This is a genomic window from Chamaesiphon sp., assembly GCF_041737865.1.
Classification (GTDB): Bacteria; Cyanobacteriota; Cyanobacteriia; order Cyanobacteriales; family Chamaesiphonaceae; genus Chamaesiphon.
On sequence record NZ_JBGSQZ010000310.1, the window covers coordinates 1 to 8353 of the forward strand.

Annotated in this window: 7 protein-coding genes; 5 read left to right on the forward strand and 2 right to left on the reverse strand. The window is 45.5% G+C overall.

Annotation, left to right across the window (positions count from 1 at the left end):
- Both ACEW9J_RS24265 and ACEW9J_RS24270 read right to left on the reverse strand, forming a co-directional pair.
- The coding region (locus ACEW9J_RS24265; protein ID WP_373547641.1) for a BMC domain-containing protein at positions 1–226 on the reverse strand (226 nt) is incomplete at its 3' end.
- Positions 227–728: 502 nt separating this feature from the next.
- Complete coding sequence (locus tag ACEW9J_RS24270; protein WP_373547642.1) at positions 729–2459, reverse strand: ribulose bisphosphate carboxylase small subunit; 1731 nt, start codon at positions 2457–2459, stop codon at positions 729–731.
- Between the two features lie 71 nt (positions 2460–2530).
- Between ACEW9J_RS24270 and ACEW9J_RS24275 the strand changes: the two genes are divergently transcribed.
- The 5 genes from ACEW9J_RS24275 to ACEW9J_RS24295 all read left to right on the forward strand — a co-directional run bounded on the left by ACEW9J_RS24275 (position 2531) and on the right by ACEW9J_RS24295 (position 8268).
- A complete protein-coding gene (locus ACEW9J_RS24275; RefSeq protein WP_373547643.1) occupies positions 2531–2680 on the forward strand; it encodes a hypothetical protein in 150 nt (49 codons plus the stop codon).
- A gap of 444 nt (positions 2681–3124) precedes the next feature.
- On the forward strand, positions 3125–4963 hold the full coding sequence (locus ACEW9J_RS24280) for an NAD(P)H-quinone oxidoreductase subunit F (RefSeq protein WP_373547644.1): 1839 nt from the start codon (positions 3125–3127) through the stop codon (positions 4961–4963).
- An 84-nt stretch (positions 4964–5047) separates the two neighbouring features.
- Positions 5048–6529, forward strand: a complete 1482-nt coding sequence (locus tag ACEW9J_RS24285) for an NADH-quinone oxidoreductase subunit M (protein WP_373547645.1) — start codon at positions 5048–5050, stop codon at positions 6527–6529.
- Positions 6526–7647 carry a CO2 hydration protein gene (locus ACEW9J_RS24290; RefSeq protein ID WP_373547646.1) on the forward strand — a complete coding sequence of 374 codons (1122 nt, stop codon included), beginning with the start codon at positions 6526–6528 and terminating at the stop codon, positions 7645–7647. Before ACEW9J_RS24285 ends, ACEW9J_RS24290 begins: the two co-directional genes overlap by 4 nt.
- 348 nt (positions 7648–7995) lie before the next feature.
- The gene (locus ACEW9J_RS24295; RefSeq protein ID WP_373547647.1) at positions 7996–8268 is read left to right on the forward strand and encodes a transposase; all 273 of its coding nucleotides are present in this window, start codon (positions 7996–7998) and stop codon (positions 8266–8268) included.
- Positions 8269–8353: the final 85 nt, after the last annotated feature.

Consider the following 8353-nt stretch of genomic DNA (forward strand, 5'->3'; position numbering starts at 1 on the left):
GTGTGGAAAGAACTTCACCACCATTGACGCGCTTAACGGATGCCACACCTGCGGATACGGAAGCTTGTACTTCAGAGACATCACCACGGACAATGACAGTTACCCGACCGCTACCAATTTTCTCATAGCCGACTAGTGTGACTCGTGCGGCTTTGACCATGGCATCGGCAGCTTCCACAACAGCAGGAAAACCTTTGGTTTCAATCATTCCCACGGCAATAGACATATATTTTTATTCCTTAGATTAAATTTGTGATTAGCGACGCAAGCGAATCCTCGCTTTTAATTGATATTTAGTAGAATACACTAATTGTTTCCATAGACTTTTGTCTATTAAAAATTCAGCACTACGCATCCGCTAAAGTCAAGCATAGACTGAGACGTTGCCCTTTGGCAACATAAGCAACAATTTTAATTTGTTAAGTTAAGTATCAGAAAGTTTTATGAGTCGATCTTTCGCTCGACTTGGGGATCGCTCGATCGGGTTTACTTCTTGATTTTATTAACACATAAGTGTTGTTATTGCCACAATCTGTACCGATGAGGGGCACCTCTACAGGTTATTTGTAGTGCTTGTGAGCACACTCGTTGGGGCTGCATAACGCAAGTTCGGGATACCGATTTGCTAAATACCAGTACTTAGCAAATCGGTAGACGAATAGAATTTGGGGGTTGCGGATTTTGTTTGTGTGGGCAGAACCCGGAGGGGGTACCCGAAATGGCTTGGGCTATTTGGTAGGGCGATGAACGATCTTTTCGATGATGCGTTTCCGTGCTTTTTGGTCTACACCGATGAGGCGGATATAAGACTTTTTCCGCTCATTGACGATCGAATCCAAGGAACGGACGATTTCTGAGGCATTGTTACCAGAGATTTGACCGCCAGTTTCCCAGGCGTTGCTCTTGTAGCGACGCTCGTCGGCAAATTCGGTGAAGATCGCGCAACCTTGAGCGACTAAACGGGAGATAGTTTCTACTACATCAATAGTTAGGGCTGTGTTGGTGGTAGTAGTATTACTGCTGTGGCTACTAGAGCTACTGGCATGACCATTGCTGCTAGGATGAGCGGGGCTACTGGCACTGGTATTACTACTGGAACCGATCGATTGCCCTGGGCGGTGGACGGTTTTTTCAGCTACGCGACGTTTGGCGTGGGCATCTACACCGATGACGCGGACATAATCGTTGGGGTTGTCGGCGATACAGTCGGAAATTACGGCTAAAATCGCTGCCTCATTCTGGGACTCAATTCGATCGCAACTAGTCCAGGAGCTGGTTTGGAACCGCCGCTTGTCAGCACGTTCTACGGCAATTTGGCAGCCTTGGGCGAGCAGTTGCCGAACTATCTTGACTACCTCGGTATCTGGAGTGTTACTGGAGTGTGGGTGGTGGCTGATGGCTGGAGCAGAGCTAGGCTGGCTCAAGGAAGCGGTAACATTGTGCAGCAGTGGGGACTCAGAGCGATGCGTCTGGGTCGCGGCGGGGACATCTCCAGGTCGTTGAATGATGGTTTCGAGTACCCGCCGCTTGGCATTGGTATCGATCCCGATCAGTCGGACATATTCACCACGATGCTCTTGGAGACAAGCTTCTAAACCATCGAGGATCTCGACTTCCCGATCGGAATTAAAGGACGCACAGCTAGTCCAGGAGCTGGTTTGGAACCGACGCTTGTTGGCATGTTCGGTACCGATCGCATATCCCTGGGCTAGTAAACTACGAACATTCGTGACGACATCAGGGTGAAGATTGGATCTGTGGGTAGAGCTGGAAGCTTGAAGAGTAGCCGCTCTAGCAATCCCATACAAGCCCGAAGTGGATATATCGATCGCTTCTTGTAATGGTGTGATACATTCGATATCATCAGCACAGCGATATCCAGAACGTAAAGAATCATTGATAGAAATGATATGCGAGGCGAACTTGAGATCGTCAGGCTGTACGTCTGAAAGTCGATCGGCTTGCTGTTGATTGGTAATAATGGCTCCCGATGGGACATATTTGCCTGGAGCGATCTCGACATCCTGGATCAGGGCGTGCATCATCACGACACAACCATCGCCGACTTTGGCATTAAATACGGTCGAACGAAAGCCAATAAAGCACTCATCGCCAACATAAGCGGGGCCGTGAATCAGTGCCATGTGGGTGATCGAGGTATTCTTTCCAATCCAGACAGAGTATGAGGTACCGTCATCACCGACGACTCGACCCTGTTCTAGTCCGTGAATTACGACCCCATCTTGAATATTAGTATTGGCACCGATCGAAAAGGGATCGCCTTCATCTGCCCGAATGGAAATCCCTGGCGCGATCATCACATTTTCACCGATCCGCACATCACCAATGATGTTAGAAAAAGCGTGGACGTAAGCAGTATGGTGAATGTCTGGCTCTGTCAAGCTCTTCGACCACGGGGTAGGTGGCGAAGCAGTAACGTTATTCTGGGCTACTATCACAATCTAAATCCTTCTTTTGTAAATCATATTATAATTATTCAGCATCCTTTTTACAGTGGAGCGATGCTGACGTGCGAAGTGCCAACTGCAATGGACATCCAGCAGCAATCCTCAGATGTCAGTCGATTGATTGGATATTTTTTTCAATAAATTTAATCGATTTAGGTTTGGCAGTCGCCAAAAAGCTCAAGCTAGACAGGTTTGGAGTCAGCCAAGCCTAAAAATCGCACTAACGTTACACTCAACAATACAGTTCGGGTGTTCGGTTTGGCAATATAATACAAAATTATTCTTTATGATTGTGGACATAAGTTGGGCTGATACTCACCAGCTCAGTTGCTGACTTTTTGCGCTAATCTGAACCCAGCAAAACTAGCAAATGGGTCGCTCCAGTCGGCGAAACTGACGGTAGGCAAATAGCGGGGATCGCGGATCGGAACTTGAATAGCAAATTGTGTTCATCGACACTGCTCTGATAGATAATGGTTAAAAGCTTAAAATATACTAGAGTTTCCGACCTAATTTTAAAATACTGTAGTTCGCTACTTTCAGCAGGCGATTTTAACTGCTCAAAACTGGCTTGACAATCAATTTTTAAGTATCTATTAAGATAATTAAAACGCACAACACAATTAACATTTGTATTTGAGAATTAGGCATAATTTATGGAACAGATGTTGCTAGACACTGGGTGGTGGATACCTGGGTATGGCTTTGTGGGGGCTATTCTAAGTATTCCGTGGATGACTAGATTGGTGCGCCGGACTGGGCCGAGACCAGCAGCGTACATCAATATTTTAATGACGACGATCGCGTTTGTTCATGGCACGGTTTTGCTACAACTAGTTTGGAACCATGAACCTTATCATATTGTAGTTAACTGGTGGACAGTTGCTGGATTAGAGTTGAATTTGACTTTTGAGTTGTCAGCGTTGAATGTTGCGGCAATGGAGTCCGTAACGGTGCTGAGTTTACTCGCTCAGGTGTTCGCGCTGGGGTATATGGAGAAGGATTGGGCACTGGCAAGATTTTTTGCTTTGGTCGGTTTCTTTGAAGGGGCGATGAGTGCGGTGGCGATTAGTAATTCACTGCTAGTCAGCTACGGGTTGCTAGAATTACTGACTCTTTCTACTTACTTACTAGTGGGTTTTTGGTACGCTCAACCTTTAGTTGTCAAAGCTGCTCGGGATGCTTTTTTGACCAAGCGGGCTGGAGATATCGTGCTGTTTGCTGGGGTAATTGCCCTATCGAGTATTGCTGGAAGTTTAGATTTTGACGATCTGTATCAGTGGTGTGAAACTACTGATATCTCACCCACGACGGCTACTCTAATCGGTCTAGCTTTGATTGCTGGGCCGATCGGTAAGTGCGCTCAGTTTCCACTCCACCTGTGGCTGGATGAAGCGATGGAAGGCCCCAATCCGGCTTCGATTCTCCGTAACTCAGTCGTAGTGACTGGTGGAGCGTACATTTTGATTAAAGTCCACCCGATTTTGTATCTGTCTCCGGTAGTCACGACTACTTTGATGGTAATTGGGACGGTGACGGCGATCGGTGCCACGCTAGTATCGATCGCTCAGATTGATATCAAGCGGACTATTTCCTATACAACCAGTGCTTATTTAGGCTTGGTATTTATTGCCATCGGCGCAAAGTGGATTAGTTTTGCTTTGATCTTATTGTTTGCTCATGCGATCGCCAAAGCTCTACTGTTTATGAGCGTCGGCTGTATTATTTTAACCACCAATAATCAAGATGTGACGGAGTTTGGCGGGTTGGGCAAAAGTATGCCAGCGACGACGATCGCCTATATTGTGGGTGGATTAGCGATGACTGGTGTTTTCCCATTAGCTGGTTTTTGGGCATTCCAGGCGGGATTTGAGGCTCTGTGGCTGGATTATCCGTGGGCGATCGGGGTGATTTTATTAGTAAATGGTTTGACTGCATTTAATCTGACGCGGGTATTTGGCTTGGTGTTCTTGGGCACAACTCAACCTAAGACTAGACGCGCACCAGAGGTACCTTGGCCGTTAGCATTACCGATGGTATTTTTGACAGTTCTCACGCTGATAACGCCTGTAGCCATGTGGCGGTTTGCGCTGCTGCCGGAGTTAGATAATATTAACTTGTGGGAATTTAGTTCGATTAGCCTGTCTAGTTTGCTGGGATTTCTGGTGGGTGGATTGTTGTATTTTAGAACCGATCGATCGCCTGTCAAACTATCTCTACCTTGGGTGCAAGAACTGTTGACTTATGATTTTTATGTGGAAAAACTTTACGATAAAACGGTGGTGTGGTCGGTTTATCAACTCTCTCAAGTAACGGCTTGGATCGATCGCTATGTGGTAGATGGTTTGGTCAATTTAGTTGGTTTTGCCACGATTCTAAGTAGTGAAAGCTTAAAATACGGTACCTCCGGTCAGATGCAAAACTATGTACTCACGATTACGATCGGGATTGGAGTCATGGGTGCGACGGTTGCTTGGTTGTTTTTATCGTTTTAAGCTCGATAGTTGTAGCGGAGTTTAAATCTCCTCAACTGTCAACTATCAATTATCAACTGTCAACTGTTTAAGGCTGATTCGATCGTGCTAAGTGTTTTATTAATAGTTCCTTTACTAGGAGCAGTTCTGGCTGCTAGTCTGCCCCCAAAGCAAACTCGCGAGTTTGCTTTGTGGATAGCAGTAGCGGTAATTGGTTGGACGGTGTTGTTGTTGACAAAGTTCGATCTGAGCAACCCCAGTATGCAGTTCGTAGAAAATCTCAATTGGATCGATGAGCTAGGATTGTCCTATCGGCTTGGGGTTGATGGTTTGTCGTTGCCATTGGTGGCTCTCAATAGCTTATTGACTTGGGTGGCAATTTATAGCAGCGATGAAAAGATCGATCGATCGCGCCTTTACTACAGCCTGATTTTGTTGCTAAATGCTGCGGTAAGTGGAGTGTTCCTAGCTCAAGATTTTCTGCTGTTCTTTATCTCGTATGAGCTGGAATTGATCCCACTGTATCTGCTGATTGCGATCTGGGGCGGTCAAAAACGCGCCTATGCTGCGACTAAGTTCTTAATCTATACGGCTCTATCTGGTGCCTTAATTTTAGCGGCATTTTTGGGGCTGGCATGGTTTGGTGGTAGCAGTAGCTTTACTTACGATCCCGCTCTGGCTCATGCGTTACCGTTGAGTCAACAGTTTTTACTATTGGGAGCGTTATTGTTAGGTTTTGGGATCAAGATGCCGCTATTCCCATTTCATACATGGCTACCAGATGCCCACGTAGAAGCCTCGACACCGATTTCGGTGTTACTTGCTGGAGTCCTGCTCAAGCTGGCTACCTACGGCATCTTACGCTTCTGTGTGGGGCTGTTTCCTGAAGCTTGGCAAATTGCCGCACCGTGGATTTCAGTATGGGCGATCGTCAGTGTATTGTACGGCGCATTGATGGCGATCGCGCAGACAGATATGAAGAAGATGGTTGCCTATAGTTCTGTCAGCCACATGGGTTATATTCTCCTAGCGGCGGCAGCGAATACCGCGCTCAGTTTTTCGGCGGCGATGATTCAGATGGTCAGTCACGGTTTGATTTCCGCTACGCTGTTCCTACTGGTAGGTGTGGTTTACAAGAAAACTAAAACCCGCGATATCAAGATCTTGGAAGGGTTACTCAATCCACAACGGGGAATGCCAATAATTGGTAGTTTGATGGTACTGGGAGTGATGGCTAGTGCCGGAATTCCTGGGATGGTAGGCTTCGTAGCTGAGTTCCTAATTTTTCGGAGTAGTTTTCCAGTTTTCCCAGTCCAAACTCTACTGTGTATGCTCGGCACGGGTTTGACATCCGTTTATTACCTATTACTGATTAACCGAGCCTTCTTTGGGAGATTATCAGCACCTGTCCAAAATCTAGAGTCTGTAACTTGGCGAGAACGCTATCCAGCAATGATTTTAACAGTTGCGATCGTCTTATTTGGGATTCAGCCTGGTTGGATTACCCGCTGGAGCGAACCCACTATTTTAGCTACACTCCAACCGCCCGCTATTGTTGCCACTGTGAATACTTCAATTGAGCCATGACTTCTATTAATTCTTGTCATCGTTTTGCGACCTATATCGATCGATTCTATAATGGTCAAAGCCTCCTACCAGATAACCCCGATAATGTCAAGGAAGTAGTTGGCATTCTCGACAGCTATGGTTATGTTCTCGATGCCTATCAAATCAACCTGCAACATATTGCCGATCGAGAATTCTTAACAATTTTCCCATTCTTTAAATACTTTAATAACAAGGTTTCATTCAACCAATTAGTCGAGCATCTATCGCACGATCGAATTAATTATGAGTACGCCGAATACTGCATGAAAGTAATGCTCTGGCACGGTGGCGGCAAGTTAGAGCATTATATTGAATCCTCAGAATTTCGAGAATTGATCGAACCAGCGATTCAAGCCAAAATTAAAGGTAATCCAGCGATTAGACTCCTACATCGCCTCTTCCCCGAATTTCTGCCGGAGCAAGTACGTCAATCGGTTTACTACAATGCCCTCGGTCAATTCTGGGAGGTAATGTCCGATATTTTCCTAACCTTAGCCAGAGCCTACGAACAGGGCAAAGTTACCAATATTCCCGAAGTGGTGGATTGGATTAAAGTGGGACTGGTGGCGGCGGCAGGCAATCCGATTACCTATGCTGTCGAAATCGACGACAGATCTTACGATATTTTACCCAAGTCAGCAGAGCTAACGTTTTTGATGGATGTCGCGGTGCCCTATGTCGAAGCCATTTTCTTTCGCGGTACGCCGTTTTTGGGTGTGGTTTCTTATAATGCTCAAGCCCATCAAATCCCAGTACCACAAGCAGATTTTACCTACGGAGCTTTGTATGCAGATGCACTACCGATCGGTGGTGCGGGGATTCCACCTACTTTATTAATGCAAGATATGCGGCATTATATCCCACCTTATCTACATGAAATGTATCAAAATACCAAACGCCAAGAAGATGATTTATTGGTCAAAATCTGTCTAAGTTTTCAAAAGTCGATGTATTGTGTCACCAGTGCCACGATTTTAGGTTTGGCTCCCCATCATCTAGATAGCCAAGATCCCCGCGAAAAATCTGTAAATATGGCTTATTTCGAGGGCTGGATGGATCGATTATTGACTTCTCAGTTACCTAATATTCAAGGTTAGGAAAACGCAGCACAGCACAGCACAGCGATTGAAATCGCTGCTGGGAATGCAAAGTCCGCCTACGCAGACTGGGATGAGTACAGCTTTAGGCGGACTTTGCTGCACTAGCGGGGGTTTCTAATCCCACAGCGGTGCCGAAACGAAGCTAGAAGCCATCGATTCTCCAAGGAGCAACTGAGCCGACTTAAAACGTCGTCTAATGGATGAAGGAAACTTTGGTTGAGTGTGTTGGGTTTCGCCTTGCTCTACCCAACCTACATATCCATGTTCTGAGCTATAGCAATCCTATTTGAGAAGCTTGTTTTATAGTACAATATTATCTAACTGTCGATCGACAATATTTAAGTAATGAACAATCCACTAATAAAACAGCAAGAAGAATATAACAAAATAACCGATCTGGTGAATTTAATTAAGAGCAATCCAGATCCAAGAGAATTAAAGAGAGCATTGGCTATTAAAATGTCGATCGAGAGACAATCAGGTGAAACAATAGCACAAATATTAGGCGTAAGCAAAAGTTTTATCAGAGATTGGAAGAAAGCTTTCAAAGCTGAGGGAATAGCCTTAGTGGTGCAGAAAAGTATTTTATTCAAGAATAAGAAAATAAAACGACCTTAGAAAACTCAATTAGCCTATCTAACTTTTTACGTTTCTTGTGAGAAGCAAAAGCCGGAGGGATTTGAAGCCAAGGAAAAGGCGTGAG

What these genes read in the sequence shown, in the direction of transcription:
- ACEW9J_RS24290 (WP_373547646.1), top strand. Translation starts at nt 6,526, where the DNA reads ATGACTTCTATTAATTCTTGTCATCGTTTTGCGACCTATATCGATCGA.
- ACEW9J_RS24295 (WP_373547647.1), top strand. Translation starts at nt 7,996, where the DNA reads ATGAACAATCCACTAATAAAACAGCAAGAAGAATATAACAAAATAACC.
- ACEW9J_RS24280 (WP_373547644.1), top strand. Translation starts at nt 3,125, where the DNA reads ATGGAACAGATGTTGCTAGACACTGGGTGGTGGATACCTGGGTATGGC.